Source organism: Halomonas sp. SCS19, assembly GCF_040147015.1.
Classification (GTDB): domain Bacteria; phylum Pseudomonadota; class Gammaproteobacteria; order Pseudomonadales; family Halomonadaceae; genus Halomonas; species Halomonas litopenaei.
The window spans coordinates 1,449,818-1,476,051 of sequence record NZ_JAMSHN010000001.1; the positions used below are offsets into that span (position 1 = coordinate 1,449,818).

The following is a 26,234-nucleotide window of genomic DNA, read 5'->3' on the forward strand; positions in this document are numbered from 1 at the left end:
CGAGCCAGGCACATGCCCAGCTCCGAGCAACAGGCGCTGCACACGCCAAGGAGGTTTCGCAGGTCGCTTTTTCTTTCCTTAGTCATGTTACTGGAGGCCAATGATGGCTGTTACCAACCTCGCTGAACTCGACGCCCTCGTCGCCAGGGTCAAGGCCGCGCAACGGGTCTTTGCCAGCTTCTCTCAAGAGAAGGTCGATGCGATCTTTCGCGCCGCCTCGCTTGCCGCCAACCAGGCCCGCATACCGCTGGCCCGCCAGGCGGTGGAAGAGACCGCCATGGGCGTGCTCGAGGACAAGGTGATCAAGAACCACTTTGCCTCGGAGTTCATCTACAACAAGTACAAGGACGACAGGACCTGCGGCGTCATCGCCACCCACGATGAACTCGGCACCATGACCATCGCCGAGCCGGTGGGCCTGATCTGCGGCATCATCCCCACCACCAACCCCACCTCCACCGCCATCTTCAAGGCGCTGATCTCGCTGAAGACCCGCAACGGCATCATCTTCTCGCCCCACCCGCGCGCACGTCACTGCACCAACGCCGCCGCGAAGCTGGTGCTGGAGGCGGCGGTGGCTGCCGGTGCACCGCAGGACATCATCGGCTGGATCGACCAGCCCTCGGTGGCGCTGTCCGAGGCCCTGATGAAGCACGAGGGGATCAACCTGATCCTGGCCACCGGCGGTCCCGGCATGGTCAAGGCGGCCTACTCCTCGGGCAAGCCGGCCATCGGTGTGGGCGCCGGCAACGTGCCGGTGGTAATCGACGAGAGCGCTGACATCAAGCGCGCGGTGGCCTCGATCCTGATGTCGAAGACCTTCGACAATGGCGTGGTGTGCGCCTCAGAGCAGGCAGTGATCGTGCTCGATGAGGTCTACGACGAGGTGCGTGAACGCTTCGCCTCCCACGCGGCCTACCTGCTGTCCGCCGACGAGGCCGACCAGGTCCGTCAGGTGCTTCTGAAAAATGGCGCGCTCAACGCCGCCATCGTCGGCCAGTCGGCGGCGACTATCGCCGGGCTCGCCGGCATCGAGGTGCCCGCCGACACCAAGATCCTGATCGGCGAGGGCGAACGGGTCAGCATCGACGACGCCTTTGCCCACGAAAAGCTGTCACCGACGCTCGGCATGTTCCGCGCCAGCTCCTTCGAGGACGCGGTGGACCAGGCCTGCACCATGGTCGAGTTCGGTGGCATCGGCCACACCTCGGGGCTCTACACCGACCAGGACACCCAGCAGTCGCGTGTCCGCTACTTCGGCGACCGCCTCAAGACCGCGCGTATCCTGGTCAATATCCCCACCTCCCACGGCGGCATCGGCGACATGTACAACTTCGACATGGCGCCCTCGCTGACCCTCGGCTGCGGTTCCTGGGGCGGCAACTCGATCTCCGAAAATGTCGGTCCCAAGCACCTGATCAACACCAAGACCGTGGCCAAGCGGGCGGAAAACATGCTGTGGCACAAGCTCCCCGAATCGATCTACTTCCGTCGCGGCAGCCTGTCGGTGGCGTTGACCGACCTCAAGGACAAGCAGCGCGCCTTTATCGTCACCGACCGCTTCCTGTTCAACAACGGTTACGCCGATGAGCTGATGGCCCTGCTCAAGGGCCTCGGCATGGAGGTCCACACCTTCTACGACGTCGAGGCCGACCCCACCATGTCGATCGTCGACAAGGGCGCCGAGGCCATGGCCAGCTTCCAGCCCGACGTGATCCTGGCGCTCGGTGGCGGCTCGCCGATGGACGCCGCCAAGATCATGTGGGTCAAGTACGAGCACCCGGACGTGCACTTCCAGGATCTGGCGATGCGCTTCATGGACATCCGCAAGCGGATCTACCAGTTCCCCACCATGGGCGAGAAGGCCAGCCTGGTGTGCATCCCCACCACCTCCGGCACCGGCTCCGAGGTCACGCCCTTCGCGGTGGTTACCGATGACGCCACCGGCATCAAGTACCCGCTGGCGGACTACCAACTGACCCCGGACATGGCCATCATCGATGCCAACCTGGTGATGAAGATGCCCAGATCGCTGACCGCGTTTGGCGGCTACGACGCCGTGACCCACGCGCTGGAGGCCTACGTCTCGGTGCTGGCCAACGAGTTCTCCGACGGTCACGCGCTGCAGGCGCTGAAGCTGCTGAAACAGTACCTGCCGGCCAGCTACCGTGAGGGCGAGCGCAACGCCGTGGCCCGCGAGAAGGTCCACAGTGGCGCCAGCATCGCCGGCATGGCCTTCGCCAATGCCTTCCTTGGCGTGTGCCACTCCATGGCCCACAAGCTCGGCGCCGAGTTCCACCTGCCCCATGGCCTGGCCAATGCGCTGCTGATCACCAACGTGGTGCGCTTCAACGCCAACGACAACCCGACCAAGCAGACCGCCTTCTCCCAGTACGACCGACCCAAGGCGCGCAGCCGCTACGCCGAGGTCGCCGATCACCTGGGGCTGTCCCTGGCCGGCGACCGCACCGCCCAGAAGGTCGAGCGCCTGATCAACTGGCTCGATGAGCTCAAGCGCGAGCTGGACATCCCCGCCTCGATCAAGGACGCCGGCGTCCCCGAGGCCGACTTCCTGGCCAAGCTCGATGAAGTGGCCGCGGAAGCCTTCGATGACCAGTGCACCGGCGCCAACCCGCGCTACCCCTTGATCAGCGAGCTCAAGGAAGTGCTGCGAGCGTCCTACTACGGGGAGGTCTATGTAGAGGGAGAGACCTTCGCCGGCACCACCGTGATCAAGAAGAGCGAAGCGCGCGCGCCGGCCCGGGCGCTTGCCGATGACCCTGCCAAGGCCCCGGAAAAGGCCCCGGAAAAGGCCCGACAGAACGCCAGGGACGAAGCGAGCACACCCACCGGCAAGGCGGCTGGCCGCAAGGCGAAAAAGGAGAAGGCCGACGCCTGAGTCCAAGCTAGCGCCAGAGCCCTTGGCAGGGCTTGATCGAAAGGGGTCCCGCCACGACCACAGCCCCCGCGAGAGCGATCTCGCGGGGGCTGTTGCGTCTCGCAAACAGTCACCAGTGCTTATCCCCTGCGCTAAGGGCCCAACCGGCGTGCATGCCGCCACCAAACCCGCCTGCGCTATGCCTGTGCTATACCTGCGCTATAGTGTCGGGACGATGGCTGCATCAATGTCCATTTTGAGACCCTGTGGCCGCCCCGCCTGGAAGGACACCTGCATGACGGCCGCCTTTACCACCCGACAGATCGACTCCCGAGAGCGCTTCGCCTTCTGGCACGACGTCGTCTGCAGCCACTGCATTCCAGCCGACAGCCAATGCCTCGACGAACGGCCCTTCCATGGCAGTCTCAACGTCAGGCAATACGGCGACGTCGCCATCAGTACCATGGCCGCCTCTTCCCACCGCTGGCGCCGGCAGTCACACCACCTGTCCCGCGACAGCGACGATGACCTGTGGCTCGGCTTTCTCGAGAACGCCACGGCCAGACTCGACCAGGATCAGAGGCGTATCGCCATCGGGCCCGGCGACCTGGTGCTGTACGATGCCTGCCGCCCGTTCGAATGGTGCCTGAGCGCCAGCGCGCTTCATCTGGTGCGCCTTCCTCGGGCGCCCTTGATGCGTCGCCTGACCTCCACCGAGCCGCTGACCGCGCGACCTATCCCGGCGACCTTGCCCGGCGCCACCTCTTTGAAGGCGTTGATCCGAGACGGCGCCCGGCTAGACGCCGAAGCGTCGTCGATCGGGCTCGGCGAGGCGATGGTCGATCTGGCGGCTCTGGTGCTCGAGGGGCTGGGCGGCGCTGGCGACAGTCGCAATGACGCGCTCTACCGACGCCTTTGCCACTACCTTCGACAACAGCACCAGGACCCGTCCCTGAGCCTCGATCGCATCGCCCGGGACAACCATGTCTCTCGGCGCACCCTCACCCGGCTGTTCGCTCAGCACGGTCACACCCCCATGGCAGTCCTGTGGGCGATTCGCCTGGAGCAGAGTCGCGCCACCCTGCGGGCAGGTGGTATCCGCAGCGTCACCGAGGTCGCCCTGGAGCATGGCTTCACCAGTGTCTCCCATTTCAGCCGTAGCTTCCGTCAGGCCTACGGTCATCCGCCCTCTACCTTGCTGCAAGCAGGTCGCCACGCACCCGAGACGATGTGACCCCACCAGCTCGCTCTGGCCCTCTCGGGCCACCGCTTGGCCCGTTCAGGCAAACCTGAGTCCCACGCCCTGCCTACCCTGAAGGTGAGCGTCTTCTCTCACCATCAGGATGACAACAATGACAGACCATCCGCTGCACTTTGACGGCCTTATCGAGGTCGGCCGTCGAATCCAGTCCAGGGAACTGAGCGCCGTCGAGGTCACTCGAACCATGCTCGAGCGAATCGACAGCGTCGATACCACCCTGAACAGCTTTGTCACCGTCATGGCCGACAGTGCACTTGAACAGGCCGCCCAGGCGGACCGCGATCTGGCCGCTGGCATCCACAAGGGGCCGCTTCAGGGTGTTCCAGTGGCCGTCAAGGATCTGCTGTGGACAGCGGGGACCCGGACGACCCACGGCATGCCCCTGCACCGTGACCACGTGCCCCGGGAAACGGCCAGCGTGGTCACACGCCTCGACCAGGCCGGGGCCGTGCTGCTAGGCAAGCTGCAGCAGACCGAAGGCGCCTTCGCCGATCACCACCCCGACATCACGCCGCCCACCAACCCCTGGGGCGAGGCTTTGTGGTCAGGCGCCTCGTCCAGCGGTTCCGGCGTGGCCACCGCCGCCGGGCTGTGCTTTGGCTCGCTGGGCACCGACACCGGTGGCTCGATTCGCTTCCCCTCGGCCGCCAACGGCGTCACCGGCCTCAAGCCGAGCTGGGGCCGAGTCAGCCGACACGGCGCCTTCGAGCTGGCGGCCTCGATGGACCACATCGGGCCGATCGCCCGCAGCGCCGCCGACGCAGGGGCGCTGCTTGGCGTTATTGCCGGTGCCGACGAACGTGACCCCACCGCCGTCCCCCTCGCCGTGCCGGATTACCTGGCCGGCATGACACGGGGCCTGAAGGGCCTGCGTATCGGGCTCGACCCTCACTGGGCCATCGAAGCGGTGGATAACGAAACCCGCGGCGTCCTCGAACAGGTCGTGTCCACGCTAGGACAGCTCGGTGCAGTGATCGAGGAAATCGACTTTCCCGACACCCAGCAGGCGGTATTCGACTGGGCGCCACTGTGCGGCGTGGAGACCGCCGTCGCCCACGCCGAGACCTTCCCCAGCCAGCGCGAAGCGTACGGCCCTGGTCTTGCAGGTCTGATCGACCTGGGCCGCGCCCAGAGCGCCATGGACCACCAGCAACGACTGCTGCGCCGGGCCGAGTTCAAGGGCCGGGTCGATCGCCTCTTGGCCAGTATCGACCTGCTGATCGCCCCGGTCACCGCCTACGCCGCCCCGTCGATGGCCTTCATGGAGAAGTTTGGTGAGGATGAAGCGCTGTTTTCCGGCATGCTGCGCTATACCTGTCCTTTCGATCTGAGCGGGCACCCGGCCATTACCCTGCCGGCGGGCTTCAGCCAGCAGGGCGGGCCCATCGCCTTCCAGTTCATCGCACCGATGTTCGACGAAGCGATGCTGGTACGCGCCGGCTGGGCCTTCCAGCAGGTCACCGACTGGCATCGTCGACATCCAGAGCTGTAGCCCTCGAGCCTTCCTTCTCTTGAAGGTTCCCGGTGGCGGGTGATGGGAGCGCTCCGATGGCCTAAAGTCGGGTCAACAGGACCGCTTTACGCCACGAGGTGCTCCCATGTCCCTGCTCGACCAACTGGCCGAGGCACGTATCCAGAAGGCGCAGCAGGAAGGCGCCTTCGACGACCTGCCGGATCACGGCAAGCCCATCGAACTCGACGACGACAGCATGATTCCCGAGGCGCTGCGGGCAGGCTACCGACTGCTGAAGAACTCAGGCTATCTGCCCCCGGAGCTTCAGCTTCAGCGCGAGATTCGTGAGGTGGAAGACCTGCTGGCGCAGACACAGGAAGCCGCCGAGCGAAGCGCTTGCGAGAAGCGCCTGCGTCTTCTGCGCGCACGGCTTGGCGAAAGCGGGCGGGGTGCCAGTCGGCTTCTTGAGCTGGGGCGCTATCATGACCGGCTGCTGGAGAAGTGGGAGGGAGACTGACCCTGCGGTTACCGTCAGTACGGTGCGCTAGCGTGAGTCCGACCGGGTGCTCGACGGGACGGCACGCCTGCACCAGCGCCGTGACCGCCACAGCCCCAGCGCCAGCAAGACACCGGCGGCGATGACCGGCAGCATGGGAGGCGACGCCGGCGTCCTGAGGGCGACCCCGACCTGAGCGTAGAGCGAGGTCGCACACAGCACAAAGCCGGCCAGCGGCACCGTCCAGGTCGCCCAGTCGGCCCCCCGCCGAAACGGTCCCCACAGCAGAACCCCGACCAGCATCGCCACGCTGAGACAGGCGCCCCCCAGGGCGTGCATCAGCGCCAGCAGGACCTGCCGGGTGCCTGGAGCGACCGACTCCCAGTCGAGCCCCATGGCGGCGGCGTGGTAGGGCATGAATTCGCTGCGGCCGAGATAGACCAGACCAAAGGCGATCAGAATCAGGGTCGCCAGCGCATGGCAGGCGAGAGCACTTCTTGAATACGGGGTCACGGCGGTTTCCTGGCGATCCGAGCGAGTACAGCGGACATCTTTGCCCAAATAGGGCTCCGCCGATGATAGCCGGCAACTTTGTCACCCCGCGCTCCCACCCTGACGCAGCGATCGTTTCAGCACACTAATCCAGCGATACCAGACGGCCGCAGGTCAGGCTCACCGAGGATGCTGACATCGATGAATTCGCGACGCTCGAGCGCCATTCGGCCTGGAACCATGCATCACCGCCAGCGTCAGGCTGCGGCGCGTCCACCATGCAGCAACCTGACCGCCAGCATGCCGATCACCACCCCCCAGAAGGCCGCGCCCAGACCGAACAGGCTCATGCCCGAGGCCGTCACCATAAAGGCGATCACCGAGGCCTCGCGGTGGTCCTCGGCGGCGATCATGGCGGCCAGGTTGCTGGTGATCGCACCGATCAAGGCAAGCCCCGCCAGTACCGCCACAAAGGCGCCGGGCAAGGAGGTGAAGAGCGCCACGATAGTGCCAGCGAACAGCCCGCCGACCAGGTAGAAGACGCCGTTGGCGACCCCGGCGACGTAGCGACGGCCCGGGTCCTGGTGGGCATCCTTGCCGGTGCACAGCGCAGCGGTGATGGCCGCGATCACCGTGGTGATGCCGCCAAAGCAGGCGGTGGCGAAGGAGGTCAGGCTGGCCACCGTCAGGATCGGCCGAGCCCTGGTGTGGTAGCCCGCCGCATGCAGGATCGCCATTCCCGGCAGGAACTGGCCGGTCAGGCTCACCACCACCAGCGGCAACGCCAGGCTCAGGGTGCTGGTGATGCTCCACTCGGGAGCGATGAAACGGGGAATCGCCAGGTGCACACCGACGCCGGCGAGACTCGCGCCTTCCAGCACCACGGCGAGCACCACACCGGTGATCAGCAACAGGATCAGGCAATAGCGCGGCGCCAGCCGCTTGAACACCAGATAGGCCAGCAGCATGCCGACGGCGAGCCAGGGCGAAGTCTCGATGGCCGCAAAGGCACCGAGGCCGAACTGGAACAGGATGCCCGCCATCATGCCGGCGGCCACGCCCGACGGAATCAGCGCCATCAACCGGTCGAAGCTGCCGGTGACACCGATGATCAGCATCAGCACCGCCGCTGTCAGGTAGGCGCCTACCGCCTCGCCCAGCGACAGCTCCGGGAACAGGGTGATCAGCAGCGCCGTACCCGGCGCCGACCAGGCCGTCACCACCGGCACCCTGAGCCACAGGCTCAGGACGATGCCCGACACCGCCGCCCCCAACGAAATGGCCCACACCCAGGAGGTCATCATCTCGGGTGAGATATCCGCCGCCGCACCGGCCTGGAAGAAGATCGCCAGCGGCCCCGAGTAGGAAATCAGCACCGCGACAAAGCCTGCCGTCACCGCCGACAGCGACAGGTCACGAAAAAGGGACGACCCCGCAGCCGCCCCTTGGGGTGCGGTTACGGTATCGGAGTCTGTTTGGCGCATGGGCTGGCTCCTTGATGATGGCGTCGATGTACGGCCAGTAATGTCAGCTGGTGGGACCCCCGGCGACGTCGATGGAAGACAAAAAAGGCCCGGCACACGGCCAGGCCAAGGAGGATACAAGATTCACCACGCCGTCCCGGTGCCCCGCAGGTACAGCGGGATGCAAGCTGGGTCCACGTCACGCGGCATCAACCGGCTAGCCCAGGTCGCCGCCGGCCACCGGCACCACCGTGCCGGTGATATAGCTGGCGTCGCGGGAGGCCAGAAACAGGATCGGCCCAACCTGCTCGTCCAGGGTGCCGTAGCGGTGCATCAGGCTCGACGCCAGGGTCTGGTCGATCAACTGCTGGTACCACAGCTTGTCCTGTTCGCTCTGGGGCTCGGCGTTGCGCGGCGTCAGCCGGGGCGGCGCCTCGGTGCCGCCGGGGGCGGTGGCGTTGACCCGTACGCCGTGCTCGGCCATCTCGATGGCCAGCGCCACGGTCATGGCGTTCACCCCGCCCTTGGCCGAAGCGTAGGGCACCCGATTGACCCCGCGGGTGGCCACCGAGGAGACGTTGACGATATTGCCGCCGCTGTCGATCAGGTGGGGCAGCGCCGCGCGACAGCACCACAGCGTCGGAAACAGCGAGCGACGCACCTCGGCCTCGACCTGCTCCGGTGAATACTGGGTGTAGGGCTTGGCCCAGATGGTCCCACCGACGTTGTTGACCAGTACGTCCAGTCGCCCGAAGCGCTCGATGGCGCTCTTGATGGCGCTCTCGGCGCCCTCCCAGGTCTCCAGATCGGCGTTCAGGGCAAGGACCTCGATCCCCTGCTCGCCAAACTCGCGGGCCACCTGGTGGACATGTTCGGCACGATCGACCAGCACCAGGGCAGCGCCCTCGTCACCGGCCCGCTCGGCCAGACGCCGCCCGATCCCCTGGGCGGCGCCGGTGATCAGCATCACCTGTCCTTCGAATCGCTTCATGTTGCTGTCCTTCTGCTGTCGGATGCGGTGGGTGAAGTGGCCACGGCGTGGCCTCAGCCCACACCGAGGTGGGTATCGAGGATCGAGGGATCGGCCCTCAGCGCCTGGCTGTCACCGTCGAACACCACCTTGCCCTTGACGATCAACAGGTGGCGGTCGCCCACCTCGAGCAGGTTGTCGATGTTCTTGTCGACGATGATGCTGGCGATGCCCGAGGCCTTGATGGTGCGCAGGATCGACCAGATCTCGTCGCGGATCAGCGGCGCCAGCCCTTCGGTGGCCTCATCGAGAATCAACAGGCGCGGGTTGAGCATCAGTGCGCGGCCGATCGACAGCATCTGCTGCTCGCCGCCGGACAACAGCGAACCATCGTGGCCGATGCGCTCCTTGAGCCGGGGAAAGGTGTCCAGCACCCGCTCGATGTCCCAATCGGTGCGACCGTCAGTTCCCGGACGTGCGGCCATCACCAGATGCTCGCGCACGCTGATACCGGGAAAGATGCCCCGCCCTTCCGGCACATAACCGATACCCTGACGGATGATCTGCCAGGGACGGCGCTTGCGGGTGTCCACCCCCATGATCCGCACCTCGCCATGGCGCGGCGGCACGAAGCCGAGGATCGACTTCAAGGTGGTGGTCTTGCCCATCCCGTTGCGACCGAGCAGGCTCAGCGTCTCGCCGGCCCTGAGGGTCAGGTCCACCCCGTGCAGCACATGGCTTTCGCCGTAGAAGGTGTGCAGGCCGGTGGCCTCGATCAACGGCGACTCGACATCCTCGGCAGCGTCCACCCGTTGAGTTCCCGCCTCCTTGATCGCCACATTCATGACGTCACCTCGCTATTGCTGGAGCCGTTGCCGATATCGACGCTATCGCTGTTCGGGCGACTGTCCTCGCTGCTGTCGTGACGTCCCAGATAGACGTCACGCACCGTTTCGCTTGCACGAATGTTCTCGGTGTCGCCGCTTTCCAGCACGCAACCATCGACCATCACGGTGATGCGATCGGCCAGGCGGAACACCGAGTCCATGTCGTGTTCGATCAGCACGATGGTGTAGTCGCGAGACAGCCGCTTGAGCAGGTCGGCGACCTGGTCGGTCTCCTCGCGGCCCATGCCGGCCATCGGCTCGTCCAGCAGCATCAGCTGTGGCTGGGTCGCCAGCACCATGGCGATCTGCAGCTGGCGCTGCTCGCCGTAGCTCATGCCGGAGGACACCGTATGGGCCCGGGTCACCAGACCACAGGTGTCCAGCGCGGCCAGCGCCCGCTCATCGACTTCACGGGCCCGCCGGCGCGAGCGCCAGCTGCCGATGACGCCACCGTGGTGGATACGCGCGGCCAGCTGGCAGTTCTGCAGACAGCTCAGGCGCGGAAAGATATTGGTCTTCTGGTGGCTGCGACCGATACCGAGTCGGGCGACCTGGTGGGCCTTCTTGCCCTGGATCGCACTGCCGCGATACTCGATCTCGCCGCGGGTCGGCGGAATCTCGCCGGACAGCAGATTGATCAGGGTGCTCTTGCCGGCACCGTTGGGACCGAGGATGGCGTGGATCTCGCCCTGCTCGACCTCGAAGTCGACGTCATTGACCGCCAGCAGGCCACCGAAGCTGCGGGTCAGCCCGCGGGTCTTGAGCATGCTGCTCATGAGGACACCTCCCCGGCGCTCTTGCCAACGTTCTTGCCGTCGCTGTCGGAGGCGGAAGTCTGTTTGCCCGTCGCCAAATTGTCCTTGCCACCGCCAAGCCGCCCCAGCAGCGACGCCTGGCGCCCCGGCGGGTCGAGCAGTAGCCCAGCGATGCCCTTGGGCAGCACCAGCACCGCGATAATGATGGTCAGGCCCATCAGGATCGGCCAGTGGTTGGTCAGGTGCTCGTAGAAGTACAGCAGCAGTTCGTAGGCGAAGGCGCCGAGGATCGGCCCGAAGATGGTGCCCATGCCGCCGAGGATGACCATCATCAGCACCTCGCCGGAGTGGTGCCAGCCAAGCTGGGCCGGGTTGGCGAAGCCGTACTGCATGGCCGCCAGCATGCCGGCGACGCCGGCGATCATCGCCGACACCACGAAGGCGATCAGCTTGTATCCGGTAGTGGCGTAGCCCAGCGCCTGCATGCGGTGCTCGTTGTCGTGGATGCCGTCGAGCACCTGGCCGAAGTGGGAACGGGTCAGGGCGCGCAGGATAAGGTAGACCGCCACCAGGAGCGCCAGGCAGAAGTAGAAGAACGTCAGCGGGTTGTCGAGGTCGATCAGCGGTGTCTCGCCCATGGCAAGGCTCGGGCGGAACATGATGAAGACGCCGTCGGTACCGCCGGTCATGCTGGAGGTGCTGACGGTGTAGAACAGCATCTGGCCGAAGGCCAGGGTGGTCATGATGAAGAAGATGCCCTTGGTGCGCAGCACCAGCAGGCCGACGATGGCGGCGACCAGGCCGGAGACCAGCATCACCAGCGGCAGCATCCACCACAGCGAGGCGGCGCTGAAGTCGGGGCTGGCCATCGCCAGGGTGTAGGCCCCCAGGCCGAAGAACAGCGCATGGCCCAGGCTGACCAGGCCGAGGATACCGACCAGCAGGTCGAGACTGACGGCGAACAGGGCGAAGATCAGCATCAGGGTCAGCTTCTCCATGAAGAAGGCGCTGGACTCCCCGAATACCGCCGGCCCCCAGGCCGGATAGGCGATCAGCAGCGCCAGGCCCGCCAGCAGCAGTACCGTCACGCGCTTGGGATATCGATGCAACATGGTGTTTCTCCTCCAGACGGGTATCCCGTCTGCAAAGGGGTCCGATCAGGCGGCAAGGGATGCCCGAGCGGAGGGTGATTGTCGTCGGGTCTCAGGCGAACAGGCCGCGCGGCTTGATCAACAGCACCAGCGCCATGATCAGGTAGATCAGCATGCTGGCCAGGCTCGGGATCAGCACCGGACCGAAGGTCTCGGCCATGCCGATCAACAGCGCGCCGAAGAAGGCTCCCTTGATCGAGCCGATGCCGCCGATGACCACCACCACAAAGCAGGTGATCAAGATCGAGTCCCCCATGCCCGGCGTGATCGACGACAGCGGCGCCGCCATCATCCCGGCAAAGGCCGCCAGTGCCACGCCGACGCTGAAGATCAGGGTGAACAGGGTGCGGATATTGATGCCGAGCCCTTCGACCATCTCGCGATTGACGGCGCCGGCGCGGATCACAATACCGAGCCGGGTGTGGCGGATGATCCAGTAGATGGCCCCCGCCAGCACCAGGCATACCGCCGCCACGAACAGCCGATAGACCGGGTACTGCAGGTTGTCGGTCAGGGCGATGGCGCCGGTAAAGGGCTCCGGCAGCGCCACCGAGTGGACGTCGCCGCCCCAGATGATGCGCTGGGCCTCGTTGAGCACCAGGATCAGGCCGAAGGTCAACAGCACCTGGTAGAGGTGGTCACGCTTGTACAGGGTGTCGAGAAACAGCCGCTCGATGACCAGCCCCAGCAGCACCGCGATGGGCACCGCGATCAGGATCGCCAGCCAGAAGTTGCCGAGGCGCTGGGTCAGGTCGAAGGCCAGATAGGCGCCGATCATGTACATGGCGCCGTGGGCCAGGTTGATGATGCCCATGATGCCGAAGATCAGCGTCAGGCCGCTGGCGATGAGGAACAGCAGCAGGCCGTACTGAAAGCCGTTGAGCAGCTGCACCCCGAAGAAGGCAAGGTCCATGAAGAACTCCTTTGGCGTTGGCCCGCCCAAGAGCGCCCGGTATTCGCGGGCACCTCGGCCAGGTCATTGACGCGGTGAACGAAGGTCGCCTCAGCTCTTCATCGGGCAGGCGCTGTCGGGAACTTCCAGCTGCTCGCTGGCGATCGAGGTGACGTGGTGCTCGCCGTCCCTTACCTCGCGCAGGTAGACGTTCTGGATCGGATGGTGGGAGGCCGAGAAGCTCACCGGGCCGCGCGGGCTGTCGAGTTCCACCGCTTCCAGCACAGCGATCAAGGCCTCGCGGTCCGGCTCGCCGTCAATCGAGGCGTAGGCCTGAGCCAGCAGCTTGCCGGCGTCGTAGCCCTGCACCGCGTAGGTATCCGGGGCCTCGCCGTAGGCCTCCTGGTAGGCCGAGACGAAGGCCTGGTTCTGGGGTGTGTCCAGGGTCTCGGCGTAGTGCATGGTGGTCTGTACGCCGTTGGCGGCCTCACCCAAAGCCCCCAGGTTGCCGTCGGTCAAGAAGCCCGAGCCATACAGCGGAATGCTGTCGTTGAGCCCGGCGGCGGCGTAGTCCCGCACGAAGCCGACCCCGCCACCACCGGCGAAGAAGGTGTAGACGGCGTCAGGGGCGATGCTGGCGATCTGCGCCAGGTAGGTCTGGAACTCGGTGCTCGGAAACGGCACCAGGATCTGCTCGACGATCTCGCCACCGGCATCGGTGAAGGCCTGCTCGAAGCCAGCCAGGTCTTCCTTGCCGCCGGCGTAGTCCCAGGTGATGGTGACGATCTTGCGATGGCCCTGATCATAGGCCACCTGCCCCATGGGATAGCTGTTCTGCCACATGCTGAACGAGGTGCGAAAGACGTTGGACATGCACAGCTGGTTGGTGGCCGCCTCGAGTCCGGCGTTGGGAATGATGGTGATGGCGCCGGTCTGCTTGGCCACCCGCAGCATGCCCATGGCGACGCCGGAGTGGACCGGACCGATGACCACGTCGACGCCATCACCCTTGACCAGGCGGCTCATGTTCTGGGGCGCCTTGGAGGGGTTGGCCTCGGAGTCCAGGGTCACGTACTCGACGCCATGACCACCGAGGCTGCCGCCCTCCTGCTCGATGGCGAGCTTCAGCCCATTGGTGATGGACTCGCCCAGTGCCGCGTAGGTGCCGGAGTACGGCAGCATCAGCCCGAGCTTGACGTCGTGCTCGGCCAGGGCCTGGGTGGACAGGGCGGCGCCGGCCAGCGCCAGGGTCGCGGCCTGCAGCGAACGTGCAAGCGGGCTGTGGCGCCGGGATGACAGGGAAGCCTGGCGGCGGCTGTACGTGTTATCGGTGGTGGGCGTGTTATCGGTGTTGAGGTTTTTATCGATAGTGAGCTTGGCCATGATCATGTCTCGTCAGGTTGTGATTATCGTTATGAGATTGCGGGGCTCTCGGTCGACAGGGAGCCCCGGCCTGCGGCTGTCTGTTGTCGGCAAGGGCGAAAGGTCTCCCTTGCCAGATCTGGTTCCGGGCAGGACGCGTCAGTTGGGCGTGAACTTTTCGTAGTGAAAGCTCGCCGGCTTGATGCCCTGCTGGTCGAAGTGCTTGAGCACCGCGTCCACCATCGGCGGCGGGCCGCACAGGTAGACGTCGACGTCGCCGTCATGCAGCTTCTGCGGGTCCATGTGATGGGTGACGTAGCCCTTGCGCTCGTGGCTGCTGTCCTCGTCGGCGACCACCGTCAGGTAGTCGAAGTCGGGCAGCGCCTCGACCGCCGCGTCGAGTTCTTCGCACTTGACCAGGTGATCGTCCTTGGTCACGCCATAGATCATGTGGATCGGCTGGCCTGCTCCCTCGCCCTGGGCCTCGAGCGCGGCAAGCTGCTTGAGCATCGACAGGAAGGGAGCAAGCCCGGTGCCGCCGGCCAGCATCAGGATCGGGCGCTGGATGGCGCGCAGGTAGAAGCTGCCCATGGGGCCGGTCACCGCCATGGCGTCACCGGCCTTGGCCTTGTCCGCCAGATAGCCGCTCATCAGCCCGTCCGGCACATTGCGGATCAGGAAGCTGGCGCGGGATCCCCCCGGCAGCGAGCTGAACGAATAGCTTCTGTGCTCACCACAGCCCGGTACCTCCAGGTGCACGTACTGCCCCGGCAGGAAGTTCAGCGGCTCGCCTTCGATATCGATGGCAAGCTCGATGGAGTCCTCGGACAAGGGTTCGACGTGGACCACCGTGGAGGCACGGCTGTCGACCTCGGTCTTGCATATCGTCGAGGCCACCGGCACCGACAGCACGCAGTCAGAGGACGGCACCATCTGGCAGGTCAGCACCTGCCCCTCGTGCAGCTCCTCGTCGGACAACGCCTCATCGATGTACTCGTCACCCAGCTCGAACTCGCCCTGGTCGCAGTGGCACTTGCAGGTGCCGCAGACGCCGTCGGAGCAGTCCATCGGCAGATTGACCTTGTTGCGGTAGGCCGCATCGAGGACAGTCTCGCCCTCGTTGCAGTCGATAAAGCGCGACACCCCGTCTTCGAAGTTGAGCGCGATGGTGAAGCTCATGGTCGTTCTCCTTCACCGACTTAAATGTGATAAACGTCGATGACCTGGTGGATATAATCGTTATTGAGCTGCACCTTCTTGCGCGTGATAAGCGGGCTGTCACCGGACACGTCCAGGGTGTAGAAAGACACCCCGAAGTAGCTGTCGGTCTGCTTGTAGCGGTGGCTCAGGGTGTGCCAGTTGAAGCGCACCTCCAGGCTGTCGCCCTCCTCCTTCATCACCTCGATATTGGTGATCTGGTGGGTGGTGCGCGGCTCCGGCGTGCTGGCGCCACTGCGCTCGGTCTTGATCCGATAGACGCGATCTTCGAGCCCTTCCCGATTGGGGTAGTAGATCAGCGAAATCTCGCTGTTCGGGTCGCCGGTCAGGGTGTCGTCGTCGTCCCAGCAGGGCATCCAGAACTCGGCCTTCTTGTGGTACAGGGTCAGCCACTCGTCCCACTCGCGTTCGTCCAGAAGGCGTGCTTCGCGATAAAGAAAGGCCTGGATGTCGTGATAGCTGATGCTCATGATTCGTCTCCTTTCCGCAGGATTCAGGCTGAGGCCGTGGCGATGAACTGGCTGCGTTCCTTGTCGATGGCGCGCAGCATTTCCTCGACCCAGTGCTGGTGGTGCAGCACGTAGAGGCCTTCGTCCTCCGGCGAGGCACCGCTCTTCAGCGGCTTCATGTCGATGGCGCTGGCGTCTTCGTCGGGACCATCGATCCACTGCTTGGCGCCACGCGACAGGTCATTCCACTCGGCCAGGGCACCGTTGTAGCCGTTCTGGCAGCCGCGAAACTCTTCCAGATCATCCGGCGTGCCCATGCCGCTGACGTTGAAGAAGTCCTCGTACTGGCGGATGCGCACGCGACGGTTCTCCGCCGATTCACCCCTGGGCGCGAAGCAGTAGATGGTGACCTCGGTACGATCCACCGCCAGCGGACGCAGCACCCGAATCTGGGTCGAGAACTGGTCCATCAGATAGACGTTGGGGTACAGACACAGGTTGCGGGTCTGGTTGACGATGTTGTCGGCGCGGGCCTCGCCCAGCTCCTTCTCGATGCGCTCCTTGTGCTCGTAGACCGGACGCACCTCGGGATTGAGCAGCCGGGTCCACAGCATCATGTGGCCGTTCTCGTAGGAGTAGAAACCGCCCTTGGACTTGGACCAGCCGTCGGCGTCCACCGCCTTGGTGCCGCCTTCGTCGTAGTTGCGACGGTCCATGGTGGAGGCGTAGTTCCAGTGCACGGTGCTGACGTGGTAGCCGTCGGCGCCGTTCTCGGCCTGCAGTTTCCAGTTGCCGGTGTAGGTGTAGGACGAGGTGCCACGCAGGATCTCGAGGCCTTCCGGGGCCTGGTCGACGATGTTGTCGATGACCTTCATGGTCTCGCCCAGGTACTCCTCGATGGGCATGACGTCGTCGCTCAGGCTGCCGAACAGGAAGCCCTTGTAATTGGCGAATTTCGGCAGGCGTTTGAGGTCGTGGGAGCCGTCCTGCTTGAAGGCGTCCGGGTAGGCGCCGGCCTTCTCGTTCTTGGCCTTGAGCAGACGGCCGTCGTTCTTGAAGGTCCAGCCGTGGAAGGGACAGGTGAAGGTGCCCTTGTTGCCCTGCTTGCGACGGCAGAGGGTGGCACCGCGGTGGGCGCAGGCGTTGATCAGGGCGTGAAGTTCACCCTCCTTGTCGCGGGTGATGACCACCGGCTGGCGCCCCATGTTCAGGGTGAAGTAGTCACCGGGCTCGGCGATCTGGCTCTCGTGGGCCATGAACAGCCAGTTGCCCTCGAAGATGTGCTTCATCTCGAGCTCGAAGAACTCGGGGTCGGTGAACATGCTGCGGTGGCAGCGAAAGACGCCCTGTTCGGGGTCATCCTCGACGGCACCACGCACGCGGGCTTCGATCTGATCGAGTTTATTGCTCATCGTTGTTCTCCTCTCTCATTCGGGCAGCTGTTCCGAGTCGCTCGCCCAGCCCACCCTTTGGGGCAACATGCCCGTAGGGCAGGCGTGGCTTGGCGCGGCGCTGTCCACCACGGGGGCTCCCGTGGAACTCGGCGGTTAGTTCAGGGTTGTCGCGAGTCCAGGCGGCTCAGCCGTCTTCGAGGGCGCGGGGGCGCTTGTGGCGCTGCTGCAGCTCGGTCTCGCTGGTGGCGGCAAGCTCGATGTCGAACACCACCTCGGTGAAGGGCCCCTCGAGGCCACGATCGCTGGCCTCGCTGGCGTCCTCGATGCGCCTGGCGTCCACCACCAGCTCCTCGCGGGTGGCGAAGGCGAAGTCGTCGTAGGTGTAGGGGTCGCCGGCGAGGTTGATCTGGGTGGTCAGGTGCTTGTACCCGGGCGCCGAGATAAAGAAGTGGATATGCGCCGGTCGCTGGCCATGACGACCGAGCAGGTCCAGCACCTGCTGGGTCGGGCTGTCCGGGGGGCAACCGTAGCCGGAGGGGATGATGCTGCGCGCGCGATAGCGGCCATCGGCGTCGGTGTAGATGGTACGACGCAGGTGGAAGTCGGCCTGGGACGGGTCGAAGAAGCTGTAGTTGCCCTTGCTGTCGGCGTGCCAGATCTCGACCTTGGCCCGTGAGATCGGCTGGCCCTGGGTATCGCGTACCTGACCGGTCAGCCACATTGCCTCGGCGTCGGTGTCCGAGCCGTCGTCCAGGCGCGCCTCGCCCTCGGACTCCGGGGCACCGGCGACGTACAGGGGCCCCTCGATGGTGCGCGGGGTACCCCCGGCAAGGCCGCGGGCGGCGTCCTCGGCGTCCATGCGCATGTCGAGGTAGTGGTCGAAGCCCAGACCCGGGGCCAGCAGGCCGTACTGGGTCTCGGCGCCGAGCGCGTTGAGCACGCTGACGCCCTGCCAGAATTCTTCCGGGGTGACGTCGAAGTCATCGATCAGCTTGTACAGGTCCGACAGCAGACGGTGCAGGATTTCCTTGGCCCGCTCGTTGCCTTCGGTCTTGTCGAAGCCGGCGACGGTATTGAGGAAGTCCTGTACCTCCGGGGTGTCGAAGATGCGCACTGACTTGGTGGTGGGATTGAGACTGTTCATCTGGCGGTCCTCAGGTGTGGCGTACTTGTCGTTATCGTTGTTGGCGGTACTGGCCGGGGCCTGGCGATGCGCGCTGCCCCGACGTCTGGCTGGCCAGGGGCTGACCCTAGCTGTCGTCATCGCGGATCGAGGACGGGTGGCGGCACAGCGGCTTGACGCGGATCTCCATGTAGGGAAACAGCGGCAGGTTCGATACCAGCTCCTGCAGCTCGGCGTTGTCGGCCACGTCGAACACGCTGACGTTGGAATAGCTGCCGGCCACCCGCCACAGATGGCGCCACTTGCCGGAGCGCTGCAGCTCCTGGGCGTAGTCCTTCTCGCGGGCCTTGATCTCGGCGGCGCGCTCCGGCGCCATATCCGGCGGCAGCTTGACGGTCATTTCCACCTGAAACAGCATCTTCGTTCTCCTCTCGATCGGGGGCCGTCGATGCAGCCCTGGAGGCTCGCGCGGCCGGTCTGATGGCGATGTCGCTCAGCTGCGTGCGTACTCGCGCAGCTTGTCGTGATCCAGTTCGAGCCCGAGTCCCGGGCCTTGCGGCAGCGCCACGCCAAAGTCGTCGTAGCGCAGGGGGGTGGTGACGATGTCATCGGTCAACAGCAAGGGGCCGAACATCTCGGTGCCCCAGGCCATCTCGGGCAGGGTCGCCCAGGCGTGCAGCGAAGCGGCGGTACCGATGGTGCCCTCGAGCATGGTGCCGCCGTAGAGGCCAATGCCCCCGGCGTCGGCCAGGTGGGCCAGGCGCAGCGCGCCGCGCGGCCCGGCGCTCTTGGCGATCTTCAGGGCGAAGGCGCCGCTGAAGCCGGACTCAATCAGCGCCAGCCCGCAGCGCAGGTCCTGGACGCCTTCGTCGGCCAGCATGGTGACCTCGAAGCGATTGGCCAGCCGCGCCAGTCCTGCCCGCTCGTGGGCCGGAATCGGTTGCTCGATCAAGTCGACCCCGGCCTCCTCGAGGGCAGCGATGGCGCGCACCGCGGTGGCTTCATCCCAGGCCTGGTTGACGTCGACCCTGACGCTGGCGCGATCCCCCAGGGCGGCCTTGATGGCGGCAACGTGGCGCACGTCGTGATCCACCTCGTTGGCGCCGATCTTGAGCTTGAAGTCACGATGGCGACGCTGCTCGAGGCGCTTTCTGGCCTCCTCGATATCCTTGTCGGTATCGCCACTGGCCAGCGTCCACAGCACCGGCAGGTGATCGTGGCGGGCGCCGCCCAGCAGTGTCGCCAGGGGCACGCCGAGACGCTTGCCCTGGGCATCCAGCAGCGCGGTCTCGAGCGCCGACTTGGCGATGACGTTACCCTTGGCCAGCTTGTCGAGCCGGGCCATGGCGAGGTTGACGTTGTCCGCCGCCAGGCCGACCAGCGCCGGCGCCAGGTAGGTGTCGATGTTGACCTTCATGCTCTCCGGGCTTTCCGGGCCATAGGCCAGGCCGCCGATGGTGGTGGCCTCGCCGATGCCTTCGATACCGTCTGCGCACTTGAGGCGTACGATCACCAGCGTCTGGGTGGCCATGGTGGCCATCGACAGCTTGTGCGGTCGGATGGTGGGCAGGTCGACCAGCAGGGTCTCGACGCTTTCGATCAGGGCGGTCATGGTGGCTCCGGCGATTACCATCAGCTCGTTGTCATCCACGGGCTGGCGATCTGGGTGATGAGGAAAGCCGCAAGCGCTGTAAGCCTCGGCGACTCGTAAGCGATCAAGCCATACCTTGGTAAGATTTCTCTTACGCTGCGAAGCACCACTGCCATCGACATCGGAAGAGACCTACGGCGGAAAGGCGCTTGATCCGGCGATTGAGTGCAGTGTGATTGTCTTTGAGGGGCACAACCAATATGGTCTGGGTAGATCGCAATACCCTGGAGGTATCATGGAGCTTCGACACCTGCGCTATTTCTGTGCCGCAGCGGAAGAGCTGAACATCACCCGGGCGGCCGCCAGGCTGCATATGGCGCAGCCCCCTTTGACCCGGCAGATCAATCAGTTGGAGGAAGAATTGGGGGCCCAGCTATTCATTCGTGGTCCCCGAGGGCTGACCCTGACGCCCACCGGCAAGTTCTTCCATGAGCATGCCCTGCAGATGCTCGAGAAGCTCGATACCACGGTGGCGGCGGTACGCCGTATGTCTCGAAGCCACAAGGAAATGTTCGGTATCGGCTTTGTGCCCTCGCTGTTTTACGGCCAGCTGCCGCTGCTGGTGCGCGAGTTGCGACAAAAGGACGAGGTGGAGCTGACCCTGGCCGAATTGACCACGGTGGAGCAGGTGCAGGCGCTCAAGGCAGGACGTATCGATATCGGCTTCGGACGCCTGAGGATCGACGATCCCGACGTGGAACAGGAGGTGCTGTTCGAGGAACCGATGATGGCGGCGGTGCCGGAGGGCCACCCGCTGGTGGGCACCACCCCGACCATGGAGGAGCTCGCCCGCTACCCGCTGGTGCTGTATCCGGCGAGCCCGCGCCCGAGCCTTGCCGACCTGGTGCTGGGGCTGTTTCGCCGCCGGGGGCTCAAGGTCACGGTGGTGCAGGAGGCCAACGAGATGCAGACGGCGCTGGGCCTGGTGGTGTCGGACTTCGGCATCACCCTGGTGCCGGAGCAGGTCAAGCGACAGAACCGCGATGGCATTCGCTACCTGTACCTGGCGGAGAAGCACATAACTTCACCGATCGTCTGCAGCCGGCGCCGGGGAGAGACGCCCAGCGCGACCATGCAGGCGGCCAACGCCATCCTTGAGGTGCTGGTGGAGAATCGTCGGACGGGCAAGTACCCGTGAAACATATCGAGGGGCGGCAGGGCCAGGGCCCTGCCTGCGGCGCGTTGATAGCGCTGCGGTGTTAGCGAAACTCTTCCCCCGCCGCGGCCACGAAGGCCATCTCGACCAGCAGTTCGGGGTTGGCAAGCTCGGCCTTGACGCAGGCGCGGCTGGGAGCGGTGCCGGGCTCGAACCAGGCCTCCCAGGCGACGTTCAGGGCATCGAAGTGGGCAAAGTCGGTCAGGTAGATGGTCACCGAGATGATCCGTGTCTTGTCGCTGGCCACCTTGGCCAGCGACTCCTCGGCCTGTTCGAAGATCTGCTCCACCTGGCCGGTGATATCGGCGCGGGTGTCCGCCTCGGCGACTTCGACGAAGTGGGCCATGCCGTTGAACACGGTGATGTCGGACCAGCGGGGGGTGGGGTTGATGCGGTGGATATCCATGGGGGGCCTCGAAGCCAGGGCGGGAAAGACCGCTAGCATAGGCCATGGAAGCGTCGGTGCAAACGCGGGCAAATAGCGACACGGACGTCGCGGTTCACGCCGCGACGTCCGTGTGGTCAGGCGAACGCGATCAGAAGTCGAAGAACACCGTCTCTCCCTCACCCTGCAGCACGATATCCAGACGATAGCGTGGCAGGCCGCCTTCCCCGCCCTCTTCACGCCGGGCGATCAGCGTCTGGCGCCGGGCCGGCGACTCGATCGCACCCAGCACCGGACAGCCGGCATTGGCTTTGTGCTCGTCATCGAAGTAGAGCCGGGTCTGCAGATGCAGGTTCACGCCCCGGGCAAAGATCGTCAGGTTGATGTGCGGGGCCATGGTGCGACCGTCGGGCCGAGCGATGGCGCCGGGCTTGACGGTCACAAAGCGCCACTCGCTGTTGCCCTCGGCGGTGGTCGCGGTACGCCCGAAGCTGTTGAACGGCGCCTTGAGGTCGAACGCCGTCTGATAGTCACCATTGGCGTCGGCCTGCCAGGCCTCCAGCAGGGCGTCGCGGACCAGGTCGCCGTTGCCGTCGATGACCCGTCCTGCCACCTCGATACGCTCGCCTTCGGCGTTATCCTTGGCCAGTTCGTTCCAGATCTCCTCGTCGCGCTCGGGCAGGCCGGCGACGGCCAGCGCCAGGCCGATGTGCACGTAGGGGCCGGCGGTCTGGGACGCGGTCTCGCGCAGCATCAGGTTCGCGGTGGGGGTAAGGTTTGGCTGTTGCATGAGGTCTCCTCGCTGCCGTGGGCCGACTCGGGCACCACGGCACCTGTTGTTCCTGTTCTTGTTCACTGATTCTCGAAATAGGTCTGCAGTTCGCCACGCACCACCAGGTCGAAGCGGTAGGCCAGGGCGTCCATGGGACGCGAGCGGGCCATGTCGAGTCGACCGATCATGGTGCCCACGGCCTCCTCGTCCTTCAGGGTCTGGACGATGGGGCAGATCGGAATCAGCGGGTCACCCTCGAAGTACATCTGGGTGATCAACCGGGTGGAGATGGCCGGGCCCATGACGCTCACATGAATGTGCGCCGGGCGCCAGGTGTTGATGCCATTGGGCCAGGGATAGGGGCCGGGCTTGATGGTGCGGAAGTGGTACCAGCCATCGTCGTCGGTGAGACAGCGCCCGACGCCGCCGAAGTTGGGGTCCAGCGGGGCCAGATAGCTGTCCTTCTTGTGGCGATAGCGGCCACCGGCATTGGCCTGCCACATCTCTACCAGAGTCTGCGGCACCGGCTTGCCGAACTGGTCGACGACCCGGCCGAACATGATCACCCGCTCCCCCACCGGCAGACCGGGGCTATCGGCATCGCGGAAGTTCAACAGCAGGTCGTTGTCATGGGGTCCGATGCGCAGGCGGCTAAACTCGGGGCCGGTGAGTTCCGACACGCTGGGGGTCTGGAGGCTGACCAGCGCCTGGGAGGGGGAGCGCGGCACCGAGGTCTTGTAGCCGGGGGTGTAGGCGGCGGGGTGCCACTGGCGATCCCGCTCGACGAAGCGACGATTGAGGTTCCGATTGAGGGTCATGGGGGAAGAGGTCCTGGCGTGATTGTTGGTTGTTCACACGCGCCTCGAGACACGAGGCGATGACAGCAGTGTGACCAGCCAAGCCCGGGGAGCCAATTGAGACCTTGGCCGGTCGTCATAACCCAGGGGTTATGATGACCGGGTCGCGGGGCGTCGGATCGCAGGAACGAGTACGTACTGGCCTGCTGCTTCGCCCCCGGATATTTCGGCGCCGCTACTGGGGTCTTGCCGCGGCGGCCTGGCGCAGCGACTCGGCGAAGCCTTCCAGCGCCAGGCTGGGGCTCAAAGAGGTGTTGGTACACAGCCCTACCGAGCCACCCTGGTGCTCGAAGGACAGTGCCAGCTCGACCAGCTGGCCGCTTTCCAGATCCTCGGCCACCGCCTCGAAGGGCGCCACCCAGATGGCATCGGTGTCCAGTGTGAAGCGCCGGCTGACCGGCAGCGACAGGGTCTCCAGACAGGGCGCGGGCAAACTGATGGCGTGACGCACACAGAAGCTGTCGACCCGCTGACGCAAGGTGGTCTGAGGGGGAGGCACGGCCCAGGGGTAGTCGCTCAGGACCTCGGGAGGACAGGGCGAGGCGGTGGCCAGCGGATGCCCCTGGCGCACCACCAGCCGCAGCGATTCGTAGTAGAGATGTTCGAAGGCCAGGTCACGAATCTCGCGGGCTTCGGTCATACGCCCCACCACCACGTCGAGCTCACCCAGCGCCAGCCGCGACAGCAGAAAGGCGCTGGCGCCGGTGGTCACGGTCACGCTGGTCTCCTGGCCCAGCGGCGAGGCCTGGAAGTGCTGAATCGCCGCCGGCAGCAGCCGCGATTCCACCGTCGACAGCGCCCCGACCCTGAGCCAACGCTGCCCACCATGGCCGTCGGCCAGCGCCACCACGCCCTCTTCCAGGGCGCGCAGCGCAGGCCCCGCGTGGCGCAACAGGGTGAGTCCCGCCTGGGTCAGACTGACGCCCTGGGCGCTACGCTCGAACAGGCTGGCGCCAACGATCTCCTCGAGTTCACGGATGGCCTTGGAGATGCCCGGCTGGGTGATCGCCAGGGCATCGGCGGCACGGGCGAAGCTGCGGCTGCGCGACACCTCGAGGAAGGCGTTGAGATGGCGCAGCTTGATACGATGATTGAGCATGGTGGCCTGCGATCTGGCGACGTGACGGGTGTCCAGCGTGGCGCCGTGGCGTGGCACCTCGTCAGCCTCCACCACGCCGACAGCGCTAGCGACAGGCCGCCAGCACGCGCTCGATGGGCTCGTCGGCGCCACTCAGCGGGAAGCGTGAGGGACGGGTATCCTGGGGTGTGACCACCGCCACGTTGCCGCCTTGCAGGGTCTTGGTCAAACCGAGGGGAGACGGGGCGAACCACACGCCGTCGTGGGGGGAGTGGCGTGACTCCAGGCGATACCCGATGCCGTCCACCAGCACCTCCAGCGGCTTGCGCCGATCGGCGCCCATCTGGGAGGCATAACCGGCCACCGATACCATGGGCACACCGTTCCAGCACACCAGTGCCAGAGAATGACCGCTGCCATCATCGACTCGCGCCGCCGGGGCGTCGCCGAACATCTGGTGGGCCTGGGTGTAGCGCCACTCTGCCGACGCCGTATTCGCCATCAAGGTGCCGAGCAGTATCGCCACAAACGTCTTGAACCACATCAATAGTTGACCTCTTGCTGCCGAAACGGGCATGCATCGGGCACTCCCTGCCTGACGGAATCCTCTCCTTCTCCTTTTGCCAAGTCTAGCAACTGACCGAGGATCCACGAATGGAGCAGCAGGGTTGCCCTGCCACCTATGGCATGGCAAGTCACCAACGGGCAGGAAGCATTGCTGCCTGCCTGGAGGATTCTGTGCTCCGTGAGTCAGCTATTTACCACTCTTTTACCCCAAGCGGCAAACCATGTCCCTTATGCCGATGATTCGCCGCTTCCCCAGCCCAGTTCCTTAGCCAGGCCCGGCGCATGCCCTTCAGGGAGCCTGAGCCCCCGATACAGGCGCTTCTCGATCAGCAACAGACGAACCGATGGGGAAGCAGCCCAGACGGTCATCGCCAGCTATGGCGGATGTTCCAGTCCGAGAGCGCCAGCCTTCCAAAGGCTGAAGATGCCTCCCGATCATTCAGTCAGGTCGAGCATCCGGCGGGCCTGCTGCCAGGTGGCCACCGGCCGCTCGTACTTCTCGCACAGGGTCACGACGCGCTCGACCAGGGCCGCATTGGAGGGAGCCAGGGTATGACGATCGAGGCGCACGTTATCCTCGAGCCCGGTGCGGGTATGCCCGCCCGCAGCGATCGACCACTCGTTGAGCAGGGCCTGGTTGGGCCCGATCCCGGCGCCGCACCACTGGGCGTCCGGTGCGAGCCGATTCAGCGTTTCGACGTAGAAGTCGAGGGTGGGCTTGTCCACCGGCATGGCGTTCTTGACGCCCATGACGAACTGGACGTAAAGCGGCCCCTTGAGTTTGCCTTGTTTCGACAGCGCCACCGCCTGATGGATATGCGACAGGTCGAACGCTTCGATCTCGGGCTTGACGTCGTACTTGAGCATTTCGTCGGCGAGCCACTCCACCAGCTGGGGCGGATTCTCGTAGACGCGGTTGGGGAAGTTATTGGAGCCCACCGAGAGGCTTGCCATATCGGGCTTGAGACGTAGCATGCCGCCGCGCGCCTCTCCGGCCCCGGAGCGACCGCCGGTGGAAAGCTGGATGATCATGCCCGGGCAATGGGTCTTCAGGCCTTCCATCAGCCTGGCAAACTTCTCCGGATCCGACGTGGGCGACTGATCGTCGTTACGCACATGACAATGGGCGATGGCGGCTCCCGCCTCGAAGGCCGCCTGGGTGCTTTCGACTTGCTCTTCGATGGTCACGGGAATGGCCGGATTATGTTCCTTGCGGCCCACGCTGCCAGTGATGGCGACACAGATGATGCAGGGAGTAGACATGAGTCCTCTCTTGTTATCGAAACGCTAAGATAGGGAAAACCAAGACGAGCAGCCCCACGACGGGCAGGCGACATTGGTCCCGAGCTCATCCTTGAAGTAACGGTGGGCCTGCAAGTGGAGCGAGATGCCGCAGGCGAACAGAGGCAGGCTCGAAGGCGATGCCAGGTACCGGGGTCCTACTGACGATAGGTCTGCCGATGCGGGCCGGCGAACTGACGTCCGCACCGTTTCACGACGGCATCAGGCACGCTCGCGCCGGGG

25 protein-coding genes are annotated in these 26,234 nt (G+C 65.3%); 5 read left to right on the forward strand and 20 right to left on the reverse strand.

What is annotated here, in order from left to right:
• Window positions 1–103: 103 nt before the first annotated feature.
• The 4 genes from adhE to NFH97_RS06155 all read left to right on the forward strand — a co-directional run bounded on the left by adhE (window position 104) and on the right by NFH97_RS06155 (window position 6,109).
• Window positions 104–2,899: a bifunctional acetaldehyde-CoA/alcohol dehydrogenase gene (adhE, locus tag NFH97_RS06140; RefSeq protein WP_287163339.1), complete on the forward strand. Its 2,796-nt coding sequence runs from the start codon at window positions 104–106 to the stop codon at window positions 2,897–2,899.
• A gap of 274 nt (window positions 2,900–3,173) precedes the next feature.
• Entirely contained in the window at window positions 3,174–4,112 is a 939-nt protein-coding gene (locus NFH97_RS06145; protein WP_222515717.1) for a helix-turn-helix domain-containing protein, read from the forward strand.
• Window positions 4,113–4,230: 118 nt separating this feature from the next.
• The gene (locus NFH97_RS06150; RefSeq protein ID WP_287163340.1) at window positions 4,231–5,631 is read left to right on the forward strand and encodes an amidase; all 1,401 of its coding nucleotides are present in this window, start codon (window positions 4,231–4,233) and stop codon (window positions 5,629–5,631) included.
• Between the two features lie 106 nt (window positions 5,632–5,737).
• Complete coding sequence (locus NFH97_RS06155; RefSeq protein WP_108448480.1) at window positions 5,738–6,109, forward strand: DnaJ family domain-containing protein; 372 nt, start codon at window positions 5,738–5,740, stop codon at window positions 6,107–6,109.
• Between the two features lie 27 nt (window positions 6,110–6,136).
• Here NFH97_RS06155 and NFH97_RS06160 read toward each other — a convergent pair whose 3' ends face one another.
• From NFH97_RS06160 to NFH97_RS06225, 14 genes are all read right to left on the reverse strand, one after another.
• The gene (locus NFH97_RS06160; RefSeq protein WP_287163341.1) at window positions 6,137–6,601 is read right to left on the reverse strand and encodes a hypothetical protein; all 465 of its coding nucleotides are present in this window, start codon (window positions 6,599–6,601) and stop codon (window positions 6,137–6,139) included.
• A gap of 236 nt (window positions 6,602–6,837) precedes the next feature.
• Window positions 6,838–8,064, reverse strand: a complete 1,227-nt coding sequence (locus NFH97_RS06165; protein ID WP_287163342.1) for a benzoate/H(+) symporter BenE family transporter — start codon at window positions 8,062–8,064, stop codon at window positions 6,838–6,840.
• 196 nt (window positions 8,065–8,260) lie between these two features.
• The gene (gene benD / locus NFH97_RS06170) at window positions 8,261–9,034 is read right to left on the reverse strand and encodes a benzoate diol dehydrogenase BenD (protein WP_287163343.1); all 774 of its coding nucleotides are present in this window, start codon (window positions 9,032–9,034) and stop codon (window positions 8,261–8,263) included.
• Between the two features lie 53 nt (window positions 9,035–9,087).
• Window positions 9,088–9,858, reverse strand: coding sequence for an ABC transporter ATP-binding protein (locus NFH97_RS06175; RefSeq protein WP_287163344.1), 771 nt, complete (start codon window positions 9,856–9,858; stop codon window positions 9,088–9,090).
• Window positions 9,855–10,676: an ABC transporter ATP-binding protein gene (locus NFH97_RS06180; RefSeq protein WP_287163345.1), complete on the reverse strand. Its 822-nt coding sequence runs from the start codon at window positions 10,674–10,676 to the stop codon at window positions 9,855–9,857. The genes NFH97_RS06175 and NFH97_RS06180 overlap by 4 nt, the downstream gene beginning before the upstream one ends.
• Window positions 10,673–11,767, reverse strand: a complete 1,095-nt coding sequence (locus NFH97_RS06185) for a branched-chain amino acid ABC transporter permease (protein ID WP_287163346.1) — start codon at window positions 11,765–11,767, stop codon at window positions 10,673–10,675. Before NFH97_RS06185 ends, NFH97_RS06180 begins: the two co-directional genes overlap by 4 nt.
• Before the next feature lie 91 nt (window positions 11,768–11,858).
• Complete coding sequence (locus tag NFH97_RS06190; RefSeq protein WP_045991438.1) at window positions 11,859–12,719, reverse strand: branched-chain amino acid ABC transporter permease; 861 nt, start codon at window positions 12,717–12,719, stop codon at window positions 11,859–11,861.
• Between the two features lie 90 nt (window positions 12,720–12,809).
• Complete coding sequence (locus tag NFH97_RS06195) at window positions 12,810–14,081, reverse strand: ABC transporter substrate-binding protein (RefSeq protein ID WP_349624551.1); 1,272 nt, start codon at window positions 14,079–14,081, stop codon at window positions 12,810–12,812.
• 138 nt (window positions 14,082–14,219) lie between these two features.
• A complete protein-coding gene (gene benC, locus NFH97_RS06200; protein WP_287163348.1) occupies window positions 14,220–15,239 on the reverse strand; it encodes a benzoate 1,2-dioxygenase electron transfer component BenC in 1,020 nt (339 codons plus the stop codon).
• Between the two features lie 20 nt (window positions 15,240–15,259).
• Window positions 15,260–15,748, reverse strand: a complete 489-nt coding sequence (benB, locus tag NFH97_RS06205) for a benzoate 1,2-dioxygenase small subunit (RefSeq protein WP_108131177.1) — start codon at window positions 15,746–15,748, stop codon at window positions 15,260–15,262.
• Window positions 15,749–15,771: 23 nt separating this feature from the next.
• Window positions 15,772–17,139, reverse strand: coding sequence for a Rieske 2Fe-2S domain-containing protein (locus NFH97_RS06210; RefSeq protein ID WP_287163349.1), 1,368 nt, complete (start codon window positions 17,137–17,139; stop codon window positions 15,772–15,774).
• 166 nt (window positions 17,140–17,305) lie between these two features.
• Window positions 17,306–18,265, reverse strand: a complete 960-nt coding sequence (gene catA, locus NFH97_RS06215; RefSeq protein WP_108131175.1) for a catechol 1,2-dioxygenase — start codon at window positions 18,263–18,265, stop codon at window positions 17,306–17,308.
• A gap of 106 nt (window positions 18,266–18,371) precedes the next feature.
• Entirely contained in the window at window positions 18,372–18,662 is a 291-nt protein-coding gene (catC, locus tag NFH97_RS06220) for a muconolactone Delta-isomerase (protein ID WP_045991433.1), read from the reverse strand.
• A gap of 75 nt (window positions 18,663–18,737) precedes the next feature.
• Window positions 18,738–19,856 carry a muconate/chloromuconate family cycloisomerase gene (locus NFH97_RS06225; RefSeq protein ID WP_124804967.1) on the reverse strand — a complete coding sequence of 373 codons (1,119 nt, stop codon included), beginning with the start codon at window positions 19,854–19,856 and terminating at the stop codon, window positions 18,738–18,740.
• A gap of 274 nt (window positions 19,857–20,130) precedes the next feature.
• Here NFH97_RS06225 and NFH97_RS06230 point away from each other — a divergent pair, with 274 nt between their 5' ends.
• Window positions 20,131–21,033 (forward strand): LysR family transcriptional regulator, encoded by a 903-nt coding sequence (locus tag NFH97_RS06230; RefSeq protein WP_045991431.1) that lies wholly within the window; start codon window positions 20,131–20,133, stop codon window positions 21,031–21,033.
• 61 nt (window positions 21,034–21,094) lie between these two features.
• On the opposite strand, the gene NFH97_RS06235 is transcribed toward NFH97_RS06230, so the two are convergent.
• From NFH97_RS06235 to NFH97_RS06260, 6 genes are all read right to left on the reverse strand, one after another.
• Window positions 21,095–21,457, reverse strand: a complete 363-nt coding sequence (locus tag NFH97_RS06235; RefSeq protein WP_108131173.1) for a RidA family protein — start codon at window positions 21,455–21,457, stop codon at window positions 21,095–21,097.
• A 130-nt stretch (window positions 21,458–21,587) separates the two neighbouring features.
• Entirely contained in the window at window positions 21,588–22,226 is a 639-nt protein-coding gene (gene pcaG, locus NFH97_RS06240; protein WP_083970203.1) for a protocatechuate 3,4-dioxygenase subunit alpha, read from the reverse strand.
• Between the two features lie 62 nt (window positions 22,227–22,288).
• The gene (pcaH, locus tag NFH97_RS06245) at window positions 22,289–23,026 is read right to left on the reverse strand and encodes a protocatechuate 3,4-dioxygenase subunit beta (protein ID WP_287163350.1); all 738 of its coding nucleotides are present in this window, start codon (window positions 23,024–23,026) and stop codon (window positions 22,289–22,291) included.
• A gap of 214 nt (window positions 23,027–23,240) precedes the next feature.
• Complete coding sequence (gene pcaQ / locus NFH97_RS06250; protein WP_287163351.1) at window positions 23,241–24,221, reverse strand: pca operon transcription factor PcaQ; 981 nt, start codon at window positions 24,219–24,221, stop codon at window positions 23,241–23,243.
• 28 nt (window positions 24,222–24,249) lie between these two features.
• Window positions 24,250–24,687, reverse strand: a complete 438-nt coding sequence (locus NFH97_RS06255) for a hypothetical protein (protein ID WP_045991427.1) — start codon at window positions 24,685–24,687, stop codon at window positions 24,250–24,252.
• 458 nt (window positions 24,688–25,145) lie between these two features.
• Window positions 25,146–25,973, reverse strand: a complete 828-nt coding sequence (locus NFH97_RS06260; protein ID WP_124804970.1) for a 3-oxoadipate:acetyl-CoA acetyltransferase — start codon at window positions 25,971–25,973, stop codon at window positions 25,146–25,148.
• Between the last annotated feature and the right edge of the window lie 261 nt (window positions 25,974–26,234).